The following is a 13610-nucleotide window of genomic DNA, read 5'->3' as shown; positions in this document are numbered from 1 at the left end:
ATGTATCGCGCTCCGATCTAGGAAGCGGGTAGGGGAGGGACAAGGCCGGGCACGACAGACTTCCGAAATCCGCAGCAAGCGACATATTCCTCTTTCGAGCACTCGACTTTTTGCGAATCCCATTTTAAATCAATGCTATAGATCACGGTGTGCGGCCTCTTTCGGTCGCGCGGGAATACAGGCAGAAGCGAATGAGCAAGATGATCGAGGCGCCGGCAGCTTCAGCGGGCCGACGGCAACCTTCGCGTCGACGCAACAAGGGGTTTCAGGAAACGCACGAAGTGCTGATCGATACGGCGGTCAGGCTCATGTCGGAAAAAGGCACGGAGGCGCTCTCGCTCTCCGAAGTCGCGCGAGAGGCGGGCGTCAACCGGACGACCGTGTACTATCATTTCGACAGCCGCGAGGCCTTGCTCGCCGCCGTGCGCGAATGGTCGGCCAATCAGCTTGCAGCGGCTTTTGCCCCCTCGGACACGGCCGAGAATCGCACGCGATTCATCACCCGCTTCGTGATCGAGCAACCCGAAGTGATCGCCTTGTGGACCGAAGAGTTTCTCGCTTCGGGCAATATCGGCCAGCGCTACCCGCATTGGGATGCTCTGGTCGAAGGGCTGCGTACCCAGTTGCGGGAGAGTGAGGATACGGCGGAGATCGATGCCGAAGGCTTTGCCACATTCCTTTTGACCTGGGCGATGATCGGTCCGCGCGTCTATCGCAGCAGCGTGAGGCCGGACCTTTCGCTGGAAGAGACCGTCGATCGGCTGTCCCGCACGCAGATCGCGATGCTGCGATTGATCGGTGTTACGCCGGGGCGATAGATTTCCAACAGTGCTGTTGTAATTTGAGGCAGCGGCTTAGCCTGTTTCCATAACGAGGAAATGGGAGATGCCCTTATGAACGCTGAGGCGACTGCGTTCGCGCCGGTCGGCAAGGACGAGCTGGCCTGGCTCGGCACCGCGCCGGTTCCGGCCGCGCCCTATTACGATAGCGACTGGTTCGAGCGCGAGCGGGAAGCGGTGTTTCGGCAAAGCTGGATGCAGTTGGGCCACGTCTGCGAGTTGCCTGAGCGCGGAAGTTTCATGCGCCGCGAGATCGAGGTGCTGAAAGCTTCCATCCTCATCGTGAGGGGCAGGGATGACGAGATCCGTGCTTTCCACAATGTCTGCACGCATCGCGGAACGCAGCTGGTGGATGCCGCGGATGGGCGTCGCAGCACTTTCAGCTGTCCCTATCACATGTGGACTTTCGGCCTGGACGGAGCGCTGGTCTCGGCGCCCGATTTCGAATCCTTTCACGTCGCCAAGGCAGACTGCGCGCTGCCGCCCGTCCGCTGCGAGGTAATAGCGGGGCTCATCTTCGTTCACTGCGGAGAGCCGGGCGTCAGTCTGCGCGAGGAATTGGGGCCGCTGGCCGAAAAGCTGGAGGCGATGCCGGTGGCGGCGGCGACGACCTTCTCCGAATATGTCTACGAGATCGATGCGAACTGGAAGCTGACGTTCGACAACTTCCAGGAAAACTACCATCTGCGCTTCATTCATCCGGCTGCGGCCCAGCCGGTCTGCAGTGCGGACAACCCTTTCGGTTACCCCGTTTCCTATGGTTTTCACGGGGCTCATCGTACGCAGCGGATTTGGAGCAATCCGCGCATGCCGGCGCCTGCACCGATCCAGGGTGAAGCGTTCCGGCGGGGCGGCGCCTCGGCCATGGCGGACGGCCTTTTGGGAAGCGATACAGTGAAAGACTACCTCGCGCTTTTTCCGAACTTCTTCCTGTTCGGCTCACCCGTGCAGCATTTTTCGCACATGGTCATGCCGATCGCTCCAGACCGTTCGCGCGGTGTGATCCGGCTCTACTGGATTGGTGAGGATGAGAGCGCCAGCGAGCGCTTTTCCCGAGAATACGTGATGGCCACGGCGCGGGATGTCCATGCCGAAGATCGCTCGGTGATCGAGCGCGGGCATAAGGGGCTCGCCAGTGGGGCGCTGCGTCACATCCATTTCCAGGCGCAGGAATCCCTCTGTCGGCACTTGTTCAACGAGGTCGATCGCAAAGTGCGAGGGCATCGTGGCGGGCAACCGGAGGCGGCGCGATGAGCGATCTTCTGCCTGCCGGTTTTGCCGCGCTGGAACCTTTCGTTGCCCAATGGGCCCTGGCCGGATCGGCTGCCCGCGCGGTCCGGCGCGGCACCTCTTCCAGGGAAGAGCGGGAAGCGTTTTACGCGGCGGGCCGCGATCTGCTGGACGCAGCGCTCGATCATCTCGACAGGCGGGGACTGGACGCGTTCGATGCCGCCGACGAGCGCCTGATGAATCTGCTGCTCAGCCTTGCCCATGTATCGCTGGCGGTTGAGCTTCAGAAGGATGCCGAGCCCGTACACGCCGATTTTCGGCGCTTCATGCGGATTACCAGGACCCCGGCAGGCGCATGAAAAAAGTCCGGGGTTGATGCCCCGGACTCTCGGAAAACCGATGGACGCGCGTGGTCAGGCGACCTTGCGGATCCAGTTGTGGGTATCCGCCGCTTCGCCGCGCTGGATCGAGACGAGGCGATTTTTCAGCTTTGCCGTCAGCTGACCGGGACCGCCGGAGCCGATGGTGAATTCACCGTCGCGGCCGGAAACCTTGCCTACCGACGTGACCACCGCAGCGGTTCCGCAGGCGAAAGTCTCGATCAGCTTGCCCGACTGCGAATCCTCGCGCCACTGGTCCAGGCTGTACTTGCCCTCCACGACGTTGAGGCCTTCCTCGCGCGCCAGCTGCAGCAGGCTGTCGCGGGTGATGCCGGGCAGGATCGTGCCGGTGAGGGCAGGCGTCAGCAAGGTGCCGTCCTCGAACACGAAGTAGAGGTTCATGCCGCCCAGTTCCTCGATCCACTTGTGCTCGGCGGCATCGAGGAAGACGACCTGGTCATGGCCGCGCGAGATGGCTTCGGCCTGCGGCACGAGGCTGGCGGCATAGTTGCCGCCGCACTTGGCCGCGCCGGTGCCGCCGGGGGCGGCGCGGGTATAGTCCGAAACCCAGATCGAGACGGCCGGGGCGCCGGACTTGAAGTAGTTACCCGCCGGGCTGGCGATGACGATGAACTTGTACTGCTTGGCCGGACGCACGCCGAGGAAGGCCTCGGTGGCGATCATGAAGGGGCGCAGATAGAGCGAGGCGCCTTCTCCGGCGGGGATCCAGGCCCGGTCAAGCTTCACGAGGCGTTCGATGGCTTCCACGAAAACCGCTTCGGGCAGTTCGGGCATGGCGAGGCGCTGCGCGGACTGGTTGAAGCGGGCCGCGTTCGCTTCGGGACGGAACAGGGCGACGGAGCCGTCGGCCTGGACGTAGGCCTTGAGACCCTCGAAGATTTCCTGTGCGTAGTGGAGCACCGAAGCTGCCGGGTCGAGCGCGATCGGCTGGCGCGGACCGATGACGGCATCGTGCCATCCCTGTCCTTCGGTCCATTCGATGGTCACCATGTGATCGGAGAAGTTCGTGCCGAATCCGGGATTGGCAAGCACGGACTCGCGCTGCTCGGCGCTGACGGGCGAGGGATGGGGGAGGGTGGTGAAAGTCAGGCCGGCATCGGCGATCGTCGCCATCTAACGAAGTCCTCTTGTATGCGTTTCCGGGCGCTGTTGAATGAAAATTACAACAATGGCAACCGAAAAGTAATTTTGATACTTGCGCTGCCAAGCGCTCTAGCCGTGCCTCTGAAGGCTCCGGCGCGCACGCGAAGGCGTTCCAGCGAGGGCTTTAGCCTTTACGGTCGGGGCAGGGCCAGTGCGAAATTTGCCGGTCGCTGTTGCGTGGATGCGCCAGGGATCGTGCAGCATGACCTCCGGTACACCAAAACCAATGGAAGACCCAAAATGAGAAGGGCCGCCCCGGTTGCCCGGTGCGGCCCTTCGCATGGTCAGCGGCCGGAAGTGCCGCCAGCGAAAGCCTTTATCGCCAGATCAGAATTGGCGATAATGCCTCGCGACGGAAATTGCCGACCTCTCTGCTGAACCATGAGACATCGGATCACCTCCTTTCGCGCTGTTGAGCCAAGGTTGCCGCCCTGGATATTGCACCGAAGCGGCTGGACTTCGGAAACTCCTGGGCGCGTTTCCCGGGGCCGTCGTCCTGAGCAAATTTGTGTCCGATTCCGCAGCGCACAACAAGCCTTGCAATCATCTTTTTTGCGGTCATTATCGAGGCTTCGGCAAGTTTTCCCCAGCCCGTTCGCCCGTTAAAAGGGTCGCTTCTGGGGGCTGGAAAATGCGGCCTACAAACCTTTGAAATTGGCGGAATTTACGGGCGAATCGGCTGGGATTCGGAGTTGTGCGGCAGGACGAGTCCCGTGCGCTTTTGTACGCAGAGGCTTCGAGCCCGGAACAACGGGCGCACCGGCATTCGTACAGGGCATGCACGAATGCCGGTTATTCGGCCTTAGCGGCAGTCTTCGATGACTCGGGAAATCTCGGTCCAGCTCGGGATGTAGAGCGGCTGCATGCCCTGGGCCAGCACGGCAAACCGGCCGCGGCTGAACGCCATCGAATCAAGGATGCGGTCCCGCGCGGGCAGGTCCACCTGAACGCCGCCGCTCACCGGCCTTGCCGCAAGCGCGCGAGTCGTATCCGAGGTGGTGATGGAGAGTGTGGTCTGGCCCGCTGCCGTTCCGGCGCGGAACAGCGAGATCGTGGAAGAGGCGCGATTGCAGCGGATGCCGAAGGCGCCATCGGCGAAGCTGGCGATGCCGGGGCTGGTGATGCGCCAGTCGCCAGGAGTCTGCGGCGCGTCCCGCCAGTCGGCTGGCGGGGGCGGGGCGGGCTGCGGCGGCGGGGCCGGCGTTGCCGGGGCGGGGCGCGGTGCCTGCACGGGGGGCTTGGTCGCCGGAACGCAGGCGGCGACGAGCACCAGAGCGGTCAGGGGAGCGGTTGCCAGCAGCCTGCGGGACAAGATGCGGGGGAACGAAAGGGCGTCGGTGCGCCGGCGCGGATTTGCCTTCATCCCTCTGGTATGGAATGAGGCGCCGCCCATCTCAAGTATGCAAAAGCCATGACCGACCCGATCGAACCCCACCCCGTCGAAAAGAAAACAGCCCCGGCCCCCAAGACTGGTAAGGCGCGGGTCGACCAGATGCTGGTCGATCGCGGGCTGGCGGAAAGCCGTACCCGCGCGCAGGCGCTGGTGCTGGCGGGGCTGGTATTTTCCGGCGAGACCAAGATCGCCAAACCCGGCCAGAGCATCAAGGCAGACGCTCCGCTGGAGGTGCGCGGACGGGATCATCCCTGGGTCTCGCGCGGCGGCATCAAGCTGGCCCATGCCATCGAGCACTTTCAGCTCGACCCCGCCGGTGCCGTCGCCATGGACATTGGCAGTTCGACCGGCGGCTTCACCGACGTTCTCCTGAGCAATGGCGCTGAACGCGTCTTCGCGGTGGATTCCGGCACCAATCAGCTGGCGTGGAAGCTGCGGCAGGACCCGCGCGTGACCGTGCTGGAGCAAACCAGCGCCCGCATTCTCACCCCTGCGCAGATCGATGCCGCGTGCAACTGGGTGGTCTGCGACGCCAGCTTCATCGGCCTTGCCAAGGTTCTGGAGGTGCCGCTTCGTCTGGCGGCGCGCGAATGCCGCCTCGTGGCGCTGATCAAGCCGCAGTTCGAGGTGGGGCGCAGCGAAGTGGGCAAGGGCGGAGTCGTGCGCGATCCTGCCTTGCACGAGCGGGTTTGCAACGAAGTGCGCGACTGGCTGGAAGCAGATGGCTGGGTCATCCAGGGCATAGTCGAAAGTCCGATCAAGGGCCCGGAGGGCAATGTAGAGTTCCTCGTTTCGGCGCAGCGCGGATGAATTTCCCGCCGGCGGACGATTGCGCGCGGGGCAAGCTCGTTACACAACTCGCGCACCATCGCGGTTTTTCCTGATTCGGGAGTGCCAAGGGAATGAACCTGATCGCCTCGTCCGGCCAGTTGCGAGCCAGCCTGCTGCGCTGGGCACTCGTGCTCGTTCCCCTGGTCGTGCTCATGGGCTTCGTGTCCGGCCGGATGGCGCAGAGCGGGCCGGGCAATCCCTGGTTCGATGCGCTGGTAAAGCCGGGCATCTATCCGCCGCCGATCACTTTCGCGGTGGTGTGGACGCTGCTCTACGTGCTGATGGGTATTTCGCTCGCGATGATCTGCGCGGCGCGCGGGGCAAGGGGGCGGGCGCTGGCGGTGACCGTCTTCGCCGTGCAGTTCGCGCTGAACCTGGCCTGGAGCCCGGTGTTCTTCGGCGCGCACCAGATGACGAGCGCGCTGATCGTGATCGGCGTGCTCGACCTGGCCGTTGTGCTGACGATCGCGCTCTTCGCAAGGATCCGCCCGGTCGCGGCCCTGCTGCTGCTGCCCTATCTCGTCTGGATCTGCTTTGCGACCTACCTGAACTATGCCTTCCTTCAGGCCAATCCCGCACTGGACGGTGCGGAAGGTCCGCGCGCGGTGGAGCGTTTCGAGATCTGAGCGGAAAATCGCGGCGCCCTCTTGCGCGGTTTCGCGCAAACTACCAAATAGGCGCCATGCAAAGCGAAAACCCCTTCGTCGCCGATTTCGTCAAGATGATGAACAGTGCTGCCGGCACGCTCGCCGGCATGGGCCGCGAGGCGCGCGACAATGCGCGTGAGCGTTTCAAGGAACTGATGGGCGACATGGATTATGTCACCCGCGAGGAATTCGAAGCGGTGAAGGAACTCGCCGCCACCGCACGCGGCGAAGTGGAAACGCTCAAGGCGCGTATCGAGGCTCTGGAAGCCAAATCCGGCCAGTAAAGGCCATTTCCTGGTGAAGCCAACTACAACGCGGGGGATTTCTCCCGCGTTTTGCGTTTTCCCTGAGCGTCGTTAAATCCGCCCATGCAGCTTCGCGCCTCCGCCATCGTCTGTGCCGCCCGCCCCCACGGCGAAACGGCGGTCATCGCGCGGGTGCTTACGGCCGAGGCGGGCGTGGTCGCTGCCTATGTCGCAGGCGGTCGGGGGCGGGAATTGCGGCCGGTGCTGATCCCCGGCAATCTCGTCGAAGCGGATATTCGTTCGAAAAGCGACAGTCAGCTTCCTTTCGCGCGGATCGAACTGGTCACCAGTCGCGGCCCCTGGCTCGGTGAGCCGCTCCCCGCCGCGGCGATCGCCTGGGTCACGGCGCTCACGGCGATGGCCTTGCCCGAGCGGCAGCCGTTTCCTGCGCTTTACGACGCGCTCGGCGCCCTGCTGGATGCCATATGCTTCGCGCCCTCCGCGCGGGGCTGGGCCTTGCCGCTGCTTTCCTATGAGGTGCTGTTGCTGCGGGAACTGGGCTACGGCGTGCCTGTCGGCCGCCCGGAGGACGACGATTGGGGTGCCATCCTGACCACTTTCGACCGGCTCGGACAGGAACTTGCGCGCTATCCGCTTGCCGATCGGCGCGGAGACGTTATGGGGTCGCGCGTCCTGCTGCGCGAGCGGCTGGCACGGATTCATGGCTGAGAAGCAAGCGGAGAACGACATGCGTATCGCGGTTTTTGCAGGAGACGGGATCGGTCCCGAGGTCACCGAGCAGGCGGTGCGCGTCCTCGAAAAGCTTGAACTTCCCGGCCTGGAACTGGTCGAGGGCGACGTCGGCGGTGCCGCCTACTACAAGCACGGCCATCCGCTTCCTGCCGAAACGCTGGATGTTGCCCGCTCCGCGCAGGCGATCCTGTTCGGTGCCGTGGGCGACTTCTCGTGCGACCACCTGGAGCGCCATCTGCGCCCGGAACAGGCGATTCTTGGCCTGCGCAAGGAACTCGGCCTGTTCGCGAACCTGCGCCCGGCGCAAGTCTTCGCAGGCCTTGAGGACCTGACCACGCTGCGCCCGGAAGTGGCCAGCAAGATCGACTTGCTGATCGTGCGCGAACTCAACGGCGACGTCTACTTCGGCGAGAAGGGCATGCGCACGCTCGAAGACGGGCGCCGTCAGGGCTGGGACATGATGTCCTATGCCGAAGACGAAGTGCGCCGCATCGCCCATGTCGGCTTCAAGGCCGCGATGGGGCGTTCGAAAAAGCTCTGCTCGGTCGACAAGGCCAATGTGCTGGAGACCTCGCAGCTCTGGCGCGACGTGATGATCGAGGTTTCCAAGGAATACCCCGAAGTCGAACTCAGCCACATGTACGTCGACAATGCGGCGATGCAGCTGGTTAAGAACCCGGGCCAGTTCGACGTGATCGTCACCGGCAACCTGTTCGGCGACATCCTTTCCGACCAGGCTTCGATGTGCGTGGGCTCGATCGGCCTGCTCGCTTCGGCCAGCCTTGCCGAAGGCACGCTTGGCCTCTATGAGCCGATCCACGGTTCGGCGCCGGACATCGCGGGCAAGGGGCTTGCCAATCCGATGGCGACGATCCTCTCGGCGGCGATGCTGCTGCGCCATTCGTTCGGCCTGGAAGTGGAAGCGGCCCGGATCGAGGCGGCGGTCGCCAAGGCGCTGGCCGACGGCATCAAGGGCGGCGATCTCGGCGGCACGGCAGGCACGCGTGAAATCGGTGACGCCGTCGTCGAACGTTTGTAAGATCTCGTCGCCGGAAAGGCCCTCGGGCCTTTTCGAGCGATAATGTTTATTCAGATTTACTACCTATCACGGGGCGCATGAGCATTACTGGTTCGGATCTTGCAGGAATGGACGGGGCTGGAGCGGTGGAAGTTACCGCCAGGCCGCTGGAGCTGGCGGTCGTCCTGCCCACCTATAACGAACGCAAGAACATCGCGACGATGATCGAACGCCTCGATGTCGCGCTCAAGGGTGTGGCCTGGGAAGCCGTCTTCGTGGACGACAACAGCCCCGACGGCACGTCCGACGAGGCGCGCCGCCTGTCGCTGGTCGATCCGCGCGTGCGCTGCATCCAGCGTATCGGGCGGCGCGGCCTTGCCAGTGCGGCGATCGAGGGCATGTGCTCCACCGCCGCGCCGGTCGTGGCGGTGATGGATGCCGACCACCAGCACGATCCCGCGCTGCTGCCGGGCATGCTCAAGGCGATCACTTCGGGTGAGTACGACCTTGCCTATGCCTCGCGCTTTGCCGAGGGCGCCAGCACCGAGGCCTGGGGCCGACCCGACCGCGTCAAGGCTTCGGGCCTCGCCAACCGCATCGCCAACAAGGTGACCGGCGTCGAGTTGACCGACCCGATGAGCGGGTTCTTCATGCTGCGCACCGAAACCCTGCGTGCCGATGCGCACCGCCTTTCCGGCGTGGGCTTCAAGATCCTGCTCGATATTCTCGCAACCGTCGACCGTCCGCTTCGCGTGAAGGAGTTCCCGCTCCATTTCGCGGCACGTGCGGAAGGCGAAAGCAAACTGGACCAGACCGTCGTGTTCGAATTCCTCGTGGGCCTTTACGACAAGTGGCTTGGCCGGATCATTCCGACCCGTTTCGCGCTGTTCGGCACCGTCGGTGCGCTGGGCGTGCTCGTGCAGTTGAGCGTGCTGTGGGTGATGCTTCACCTGGTGTTCGCCGAGCGCTTCGTTTACGGAAACTGGTCCGAGAGCGCGACGTTCAACATCTCGAACACGATCGCCGCTGTCGTGGCGATGACGTTCAACTTCGTTCTCAACAACGAACTGACCTATTCGGACAAGCGCCTGCGCGGCTTCGTTCCGCTGATGCGCGGTTGGGCACAGTTCGCGCTGACCTGCTCGCTGGGCCTGCTCACCAACATCGGCTCGGCTGCGGTGCTCAAGACGATCGGCATCCACGATGTCCTCGCGGTCATCACCGGCGTGCTGCTGGCCTCGGTGTTCAACTTCGCGCTTTCTTCGAAGTTCGTCTGGGGCAAGTACTGAACCCATGACGATGCGGCATGGCCTGCCGCGCGGACAGATCCTTTTGCTCGTATTGACGGGCATGGCGGCGTTGTTCAGCTTGCTGGACACGCCGTTTCCGCGTCTGGCGCCGATGCAGAACCTGCCGACGCTGGCGATCCTGGCCGGTATCGGCGCCTCGCTGCGCCGCTGGCCGATGCCGACGAGCGCGGTGTCCTGCGTCTGCCTGTTCCTGGCGCTCCATACGATCGGTGGGCGCTACATCTACTCCTACGTTCCTTACGAGGACTGGGTACGGGCGCTGGGACTGCCTTCCCCCGCGGCCCTGCTGGGTCTGGAGAGAAATTCGTGGGATCGCCTGGTCCATTTCGCGTTCGGCGCGCTCTGGGTTCATCCGATCTCGTGCTGGCTGGTCCGGTACAAGGCGCTGTCGCCGACTTTTGCGGCATGTATCGCGGTCGGCTTTGTGCTCGCCGCAAGCGCGCTCTATGAGATCTTCGAATGGCTGCTCACGGTGTTCATGGCCGGGCCTGATGCGCTTGCCTACAACGGCCAGCAGGGCGATCCGTGGGATCCGCAGAAGGACATGGCGATTGCCGGACTGGGCGGGCTGGTAGCCGCGCTGGTCCTGCGCGTGAGAACGCGCTTTAGCTGAAACGACCTTCGACGGCGCGGATGCGTCGTTCGGCGGTTTCCCTTTGCACGGGGAGGCGCGATCCTGTCTTCGCCTGCTACCGACAGGGCAGGGCGACATCATGATACTACGCGTTTCCATAAACGCCCGCGACCCGCGCCATGTGGCGGAGGTACTGGCGCAGATCCTCGACTGCCGGATCGTCGCGGCGCCGGGGGGCTGGACCTTGCGCGGCGCCAACGGACCCGATCTCGAGATCACCTCGCGGCACGAGACGTCGCCGCTTGCCGACGAAAGCCGCGTCGCCCTCTCGACGTCACGGACGATCGCGGAAGTCTTCGCCGTTGCCGGAAGGGAGGGTTGGCCCGCGCGCTACCGCAGGTCCCAGGGCAGCGCGGGAACGATCGAACTGCTGATCGAGGGCGACCGCATCGTCGAAGTGCTGACGGCGGAGATGCAGGCGGACTATCGGGAAAAGATGCAGGCTGCTGACTGAGAGGGGTCGGTTTCAGCGCCAGTTCGGGAACCACATCCAGAAATTGTAGAATTCCTTGGTCGGCAGCGGCGCGCCCGAGATGATCGGGTAGAACACCACGAAAATGCCCACCGATGCGACCATGGTGACCGTCGCCAGATGGCGCCAGCGATCGCGCCGGTTCCACAGCGTGTCGAGTGCGAAGCCGAGGATCGCCATCAGGAAAGCGCCGGGCAGCAGGTAGTGATAGTAGAACTGGATCGGCTTGCCGTTGACAATCCAGATGCCCAGTGTTCCGGCATAGAGCAGCACCACGGTCAGCACATCGCGCCGGGCGCGGCAGATCGATGCCCAAACGCCCCAGACCAGCGCGAAAAGGCCGGCGATCATGGAGAAGGGATTGCCTAGCATCACGATGCCGTGCTGGTGCCCGTCGATATTCTCGAACTGGTACCAGATCGGGCGCCAGTCGACCATCCACTGGTACCAGTAGCTGCGATAGGGATGCGGCTTTTTCACGCTGTCCTGCAGCGCGATCATGTGTCTGTGCTGTTCGATGAAGTCCCAAGGCGCGATCGGCCGGACCGTGTAGAACATGGCTGGGGCATATGTCGCCCAGTAGACCATGAGCGGCAGCAGCCCGAGCCAGAAGGCAGCTTCCACCAGCGAGATGCCGGGGATCGGTCCGGCGCCCTTGTGGCCCAGGAACTTCCACCCGGTTTCACGGATGCGCAGCGCGAGGAACCAGAGGCCCGGCACTGCCAGCGCCGGAGCGCTGCTCCATTTCGCGCCGAGCGACAGGCCGAGCGCAATGCCTGCCGCCGCAAGGTGCGCGCGCGCGCCGCTGCGGGTCTTCGTGCGCAAGGCGGCCGTGAACTGCCAGAGCCCGATCATGCAGAGCGACGCCTCGATCATGTCGAGCATCGAGATGCGGCTCTGGACGAACCACATGAAATTGGTGGCGAGCAGCACCGTGGCCGTGATCGTGGCGCGGCGGCGGCCGGACAGGTGCCAGACGAACCGCGCGAAGGCGAGCAGGCCCATGGCGCCGAACAGCAGGGGGCCGATGCGCCAGGCGACGGGACGATCACCGATGAGCCAGATGAAGCCGGCGATCACTTCCTTCCCGAACATCGGATGTTCGCGATTGGCCGGGATCAGTTCCAGCAGCTTGAGCGCGGCGGGAACGTAATGAACTTCATCGAAATAATAGCGGTTCGGCTCCGCCAGACGGAACAGGGCGAGGGCCAGGAACAGGCCCGTCACGATCAGGCTCCAGCCGATCGGATCTCGGTCATTGCGCGAAGCGTTCGGCATCGGAGGGGCGGAATAAGGGCGAAGTGAGAGGACTGCAAGACTGGCTGAAACGTGCTCCACCGATGCCGCTGGCGACGGAAGGTTGCATGGGAAGAGGATTGCTGCCTTGCACTGGCGCTTTCGCGATCCTAGAGGCTTGGCCCATGAAACGCACCACCGGACAGGACCGCTCGAAGACCCGCAACTGGCGCCCGGCCACCCGCGCGATTCGCGGGGGAACCTGGCGCTCGGAAATGGGGGAGACCAGCGAAGCGCTGTTCCTGACCTCCGGCTACAGCTATGACGATGCCGCCACGGTCGCCGCCCGCTTCATGGGCGAGGACGACGGGATGACCTATTCGCGTCTCCAGAACCCGACCGTGCAGATGCTGGAAGAGCGCATTGCCCTGCTCGAAGGCGCGGAAGCGTGCCGCACGCAGGCTTCGGGCATGGCGGCGATGACCGCGGCGCTGCTCTGCCAGCTTTCGGCGGGCGATCACATGGTTTCGGCCCGCGCCGCCTTCGGTTCGTGCCGCTGGCTGGGCGACAGCCTGCTGCCGCGCTTCGGGATCGAAGTGACGGTGATCGATGCCACCGACCTCGCAGCCTGGGAAGCGGCGATCCGCCCCAATACCAAGGTCTTCTTCTTCGAATCGCCCGCCAATCCGACCATGGACGTCGCGGACATCGAGGGTATCTGCAACATCGCCAAGGCGCACGGCATCACCACCGTGGTCGACAATGCCTTCTGCTCGCCCGCGCTGCAGCGTCCGATGGAATTCGGCGTGGACGTGGTCGCCTATTCCGCGACCAAGCTGATGGACGGGCAGGGCCGTGTCCTGGCAGGCGCGGTATGCGGCAGCGAGGAATTCATCAACGACACGCTTCTTCCGTTCCAGCGCAACACCGGGCCGAACCTTTCGCCCTTCAATGCCTGGGTCGTGCTGAAGGGGCTGGAAACGCTGGACCTTCGCGCCAAAAAGCAGAGCGAGAACGCGCTCCGACTGGGTGAATTCGTGGCCGGGCGCGTGCCGAAGATCCTGCACCCCTGGCTGGACAGCCATCCGCAGCAGGCGCTGGCGCAGAAGCAGATGGATGCCTGCGGGCCGATCTTCAGCTTCGTGCTCGACGGTGGCCGCCAGCAGGCGCACGCCCTGCTGGATGCGCTGGAACTGATCGACATTTCCAACAACATCGGCGATTCGCGTTCGCTGATGTGCCATCCGGCGTCGACCACGCACCATAACATGGGCCCGGAAGGGCGCGAGGCCATGGGCATTTCCGAAGGAATGCTGCGCATCAACGTGGGCCTTGAGGATGCCGACGATCTTATCGAGGACCTCGACCAGGCGCTGACCAAGGCCGGTCTCTGACACCCGGTCCTTGCGGCGAAGTCAGCCGGGGCATGGCCTGATCCCTGCAGTCGGGATCGCCCGT

At 64.1% G+C, this 13610-nt stretch carries 15 protein-coding genes; 12 read left to right on the top strand and 3 right to left on the bottom strand.

The window, feature by feature from the left end:
* Positions 1 to 191 precede the first annotated feature (191 nt).
* From NTCA1_RS10225 to NTCA1_RS10215, 3 genes are all read left to right on the top strand, one after another.
* Positions 192 to 818, top strand: coding sequence for a TetR/AcrR family transcriptional regulator (locus NTCA1_RS10225; protein ID WP_236549219.1), 627 nt, complete (start codon positions 192 to 194; stop codon positions 816 to 818).
* Positions 819 to 893: 75 nt separating this feature from the next.
* Positions 894 to 2093 carry an aromatic ring-hydroxylating dioxygenase subunit alpha gene (locus NTCA1_RS10220; protein WP_159830386.1) on the top strand — a complete coding sequence of 400 codons (1200 nt, stop codon included), beginning with the start codon at positions 894 to 896 and terminating at the stop codon, positions 2091 to 2093.
* Complete coding sequence (locus tag NTCA1_RS10215) at positions 2090 to 2428, top strand: hypothetical protein (RefSeq protein ID WP_159830384.1); 339 nt, start codon at positions 2090 to 2092, stop codon at positions 2426 to 2428. The genes NTCA1_RS10220 and NTCA1_RS10215 overlap by 4 nt, the downstream gene beginning before the upstream one ends.
* A gap of 54 nt (positions 2429 to 2482) precedes the next feature.
* Here the strand turns inward: NTCA1_RS10215 and NTCA1_RS10210 are convergent, their stop codons facing one another.
* Together NTCA1_RS10210 and NTCA1_RS10205 are read right to left on the bottom strand one after the other, a co-directional pair.
* On the bottom strand, positions 2483 to 3583 hold the full coding sequence (locus NTCA1_RS10210) for a branched-chain amino acid aminotransferase (protein ID WP_086492805.1): 1101 nt from the start codon (positions 3581 to 3583) through the stop codon (positions 2483 to 2485).
* Between the two features lie 832 nt (positions 3584 to 4415).
* The gene (locus NTCA1_RS10205; protein ID WP_159830382.1) at positions 4416 to 4976 is read right to left on the bottom strand and encodes a hypothetical protein; all 561 of its coding nucleotides are present in this window, start codon (positions 4974 to 4976) and stop codon (positions 4416 to 4418) included.
* 48 nt (positions 4977 to 5024) lie between these two features.
* Between NTCA1_RS10205 and NTCA1_RS10200 the strand changes: the two genes are divergently transcribed.
* From NTCA1_RS10200 to NTCA1_RS10165, 8 genes are all read left to right on the top strand, one after another.
* Positions 5025 to 5816 carry a TlyA family RNA methyltransferase gene (locus NTCA1_RS10200; RefSeq protein WP_374705173.1) on the top strand — a complete coding sequence of 264 codons (792 nt, stop codon included), beginning with the start codon at positions 5025 to 5027 and terminating at the stop codon, positions 5814 to 5816.
* 92 nt (positions 5817 to 5908) lie between these two features.
* Complete coding sequence (locus NTCA1_RS10195) at positions 5909 to 6463, top strand: TspO/MBR family protein (protein ID WP_159830380.1); 555 nt, start codon at positions 5909 to 5911, stop codon at positions 6461 to 6463.
* A 56-nt stretch (positions 6464 to 6519) separates the two neighbouring features.
* Positions 6520 to 6768, top strand: coding sequence for an accessory factor UbiK family protein (locus NTCA1_RS10190; protein ID WP_086492807.1), 249 nt, complete (start codon positions 6520 to 6522; stop codon positions 6766 to 6768).
* A gap of 84 nt (positions 6769 to 6852) precedes the next feature.
* Positions 6853 to 7458, top strand: coding sequence for a DNA repair protein RecO (locus NTCA1_RS10185; protein WP_159830378.1), 606 nt, complete (start codon positions 6853 to 6855; stop codon positions 7456 to 7458).
* A gap of 19 nt (positions 7459 to 7477) precedes the next feature.
* Complete coding sequence (gene leuB / locus NTCA1_RS10180; protein WP_159830441.1) at positions 7478 to 8521, top strand: 3-isopropylmalate dehydrogenase; 1044 nt, start codon at positions 7478 to 7480, stop codon at positions 8519 to 8521.
* A gap of 77 nt (positions 8522 to 8598) precedes the next feature.
* A complete protein-coding gene (locus NTCA1_RS10175; protein ID WP_086492810.1) occupies positions 8599 to 9789 on the top strand; it encodes a glycosyltransferase family 2 protein in 1191 nt (396 codons plus the stop codon).
* A 4-nt stretch (positions 9790 to 9793) separates the two neighbouring features.
* Positions 9794 to 10423: a DUF2238 domain-containing protein gene (locus tag NTCA1_RS10170; protein ID WP_159830376.1), complete on the top strand. Its 630-nt coding sequence runs from the start codon at positions 9794 to 9796 to the stop codon at positions 10421 to 10423.
* Positions 10424 to 10523: 100 nt separating this feature from the next.
* Positions 10524 to 10898, top strand: coding sequence for a hypothetical protein (locus NTCA1_RS10165; RefSeq protein ID WP_159830374.1), 375 nt, complete (start codon positions 10524 to 10526; stop codon positions 10896 to 10898).
* A gap of 12 nt (positions 10899 to 10910) precedes the next feature.
* Here the strand turns inward: NTCA1_RS10165 and NTCA1_RS10160 are convergent, their stop codons facing one another.
* On the bottom strand, positions 10911 to 12143 hold the full coding sequence (locus NTCA1_RS10160; protein ID WP_236549218.1) for a phospholipid carrier-dependent glycosyltransferase: 1233 nt from the start codon (positions 12141 to 12143) through the stop codon (positions 10911 to 10913).
* Between the two features lie 194 nt (positions 12144 to 12337).
* On the opposite strand from NTCA1_RS10160, the gene NTCA1_RS10155 reads away from it, so the two are divergent.
* Positions 12338 to 13546, top strand: a complete 1209-nt coding sequence (locus tag NTCA1_RS10155) for a PLP-dependent aspartate aminotransferase family protein (protein ID WP_159830370.1) — start codon at positions 12338 to 12340, stop codon at positions 13544 to 13546.
* Positions 13547 to 13610: the final 64 nt, after the last annotated feature.

Origin of the sequence: Novosphingobium sp. TCA1, assembly GCF_009811895.1 — a bacterium.
Lineage (GTDB): Bacteria > Pseudomonadota > Alphaproteobacteria > Sphingomonadales > Sphingomonadaceae > Novosphingobium > Novosphingobium panipatense_A.
The sequence above is the reverse complement of the archived record's forward strand: the minus strand, read 5'-3'. Positions and strand labels throughout refer to the sequence as shown.

Excerpts from the sequence above, each read along its gene's own strand:
- NTCA1_RS10195 (WP_159830380.1), top strand. The coding sequence starts at position 5,909 with ATGAACCTGATCGCCTCGTCCGGCCAGTTGCGAGCCAGCCTGCTGCGC.
- NTCA1_RS10215 (WP_159830384.1), top strand. The coding sequence starts at position 2,090 with ATGAGCGATCTTCTGCCTGCCGGTTTTGCCGCGCTGGAACCTTTCGTT.
- NTCA1_RS10165 (WP_159830374.1), top strand. The coding sequence starts at position 10,524 with ATGATACTACGCGTTTCCATAAACGCCCGCGACCCGCGCCATGTGGCG.
- NTCA1_RS10200 (WP_374705173.1), top strand. The coding sequence starts at position 5,025 with ATGACCGACCCGATCGAACCCCACCCCGTCGAAAAGAAAACAGCCCCG.
- leuB (WP_159830441.1), top strand. The coding sequence starts at position 7,478 with ATGCGTATCGCGGTTTTTGCAGGAGACGGGATCGGTCCCGAGGTCACC.
- NTCA1_RS10220 (WP_159830386.1), top strand. The coding sequence starts at position 894 with ATGAACGCTGAGGCGACTGCGTTCGCGCCGGTCGGCAAGGACGAGCTG.
- NTCA1_RS10155 (WP_159830370.1), top strand. The coding sequence starts at position 12,338 with ATGAAACGCACCACCGGACAGGACCGCTCGAAGACCCGCAACTGGCGC.
- NTCA1_RS10210 (WP_086492805.1), bottom strand. The coding sequence starts at position 3,583 with ATGGCGACGATCGCCGATGCCGGCCTGACTTTCACCACCCTCCCCCAT.
- NTCA1_RS10225 (WP_236549219.1), top strand. The coding sequence starts at position 192 with ATGAGCAAGATGATCGAGGCGCCGGCAGCTTCAGCGGGCCGACGGCAA.
- NTCA1_RS10190 (WP_086492807.1), top strand. The coding sequence starts at position 6,520 with ATGCAAAGCGAAAACCCCTTCGTCGCCGATTTCGTCAAGATGATGAAC.
- NTCA1_RS10175 (WP_086492810.1), top strand. The coding sequence starts at position 8,599 with ATGAGCATTACTGGTTCGGATCTTGCAGGAATGGACGGGGCTGGAGCG.
- NTCA1_RS10205 (WP_159830382.1), bottom strand. The coding sequence starts at position 4,976 with ATGAAGGCAAATCCGCGCCGGCGCACCGACGCCCTTTCGTTCCCCCGC.
- NTCA1_RS10185 (WP_159830378.1), top strand. The coding sequence starts at position 6,853 with ATGCAGCTTCGCGCCTCCGCCATCGTCTGTGCCGCCCGCCCCCACGGC.
- NTCA1_RS10170 (WP_159830376.1), top strand. The coding sequence starts at position 9,794 with ATGACGATGCGGCATGGCCTGCCGCGCGGACAGATCCTTTTGCTCGTA.